At 72.8% G+C, this 1,452-nt stretch carries 1 protein-coding gene; it reads right to left on the bottom strand.

Translation table 11 applies throughout. The features are described 5' to 3' along the window. Positions 1-248: 248 nt before the first annotated feature. A complete protein-coding gene (locus FM110_RS13505) occupies positions 249-1,211 on the bottom strand; it encodes a hypothetical protein (RefSeq protein ID WP_143276402.1) in 963 nt (320 codons plus the stop codon). Positions 1,212-1,452 lie beyond the last annotated feature (241 nt).

A 1,452-nucleotide genomic window follows, 5' to 3' on the forward strand; every position in this document is an offset into this window, starting at 1 on the left:
TGTATAAGCGAGTGGGCCTGGGGTGGGCAATTCAGGGGCGGAGTGGGCAATTCAGGGGCGGAGTGGGCAGTGCAGGAGCGGAGTGGACGGTCCAGGGGCAGACGGTGGGATGCGCATGGACGGGACGCCAGACCCCGGGCCCTGCAGAGCGTGTTCTGGTCACTGGTGGTCGCTATCCGTGCTCAGTAATGGCCACCCGTGACCAGAACGCCGGGTGCCGGGGCAGGCCCGCCCCGGCACCCACCCGCTCACCCGGTCCGCCCCGGCTCCCACCCGCTTTCCCGGAGCGCCTCGGCGACTCGCACGACCGCCCGGCGACAGCCATCGCGCATGTCCCGCGCGGTCACCCGCACCTCGGTCCAGCCATGGCGTCGCAGCCGCTCGGCACGGTCGATGTCCCGGTCCAGCTGCTCCGACGACCGGTGGTGCGGGCCCTCGTACTCGGCGGCCACGCGCCAGAGCGGCCACTGCAGATCGGGCTCGTGGAGGCGCACGCCGCCGGGGGTGCGGATGGGCACGTTGAGCTCGGCCGCGGGGAGACCGGCATCCTCGAGCGCGAGCCGCAGCCGAGTCTCCTGCGGGGAGTCGGCGCCCACACGGGAGCGGGCGAGCGCGCATCGGACCTCCGCGATGCCCCAGCGCGGCGCCGCCTGCTCGACGAGAGCGGCCAGCCGCGCAGGCGTCGACCAGGGGGCCTCACGTCCTTCGAACGGGAAGCGCGGCCATCGCAGCAGATGATCGGCGACGGCGACGAGATGCGGGAGATCGACGACCCGCCCCAGATCGATGAACGTCCACTCCCGCGAGGTCACGGCGACACCGGCCACCCGGCGGACGTGCTCCGGCGGGATCACCGCCCGATGCGCTCGGATGCCCGACGCCCGAGGCCGCGACGCGTCAGGCGGGACGGTGAGGTCGAGCGGGGTCCGCGGCGTCCACGCCTCGGCGCGATCCGCGAAGGGCAGCGGTATGCCCCACAGCCGTGCGGCGCTGCGGTGGGAGACCACCGCGCCGGGGATCCCACCGGTGATCGCCGCGGCGAGATCCAGCTCGGTGACGTCGGCGTCGGCACGCATCCTGAGCCCGCGCGCCGGAGCCAGGAGGTCGTCGCCCCGCAGGCGCCGACGCGAGACGCCGAGGCTCTGGGCATCGGCCACCGTGAACACCGCCGTTCCCAGGGACGGAGGCAGCGGGGTGCGCGGTCGGGGCATGGACCGAGGATCCCAGGAGCCCGAGAGCGTCACGGCCGCGCGGGACGGGAGCACCCGGAAGCCTCAGCGCATCCGCCGCCGCACCGCAGGGAACGGGTCCTTGACCTCGGGAGACGCGGTTCCTCCCCAGAGCGGGGTCTGTCCACAGGAGGCGCAGGTGCCGGGCCCTGTCACTTATACACATCAGACGCTGCCGACGAAGAGGATAGTGTAGATCTCGGTGGTCGCCGTATCATTAAAA

The organism is Brachybacterium nesterenkovii (assembly GCF_900163655.1).
Classification (GTDB): Bacteria; Actinomycetota; Actinomycetes; order Actinomycetales; family Dermabacteraceae; genus Brachybacterium; species Brachybacterium nesterenkovii.

Bases quoted from the DNA above. Each gene is read 5' to 3' on its own strand.
- FM110_RS13505 (WP_143276402.1), bottom strand. From the start codon at position 1,211: ATGCCCCGACCGCGCACCCCGCTGCCTCCGTCCCTGGGAACGGCGGTG.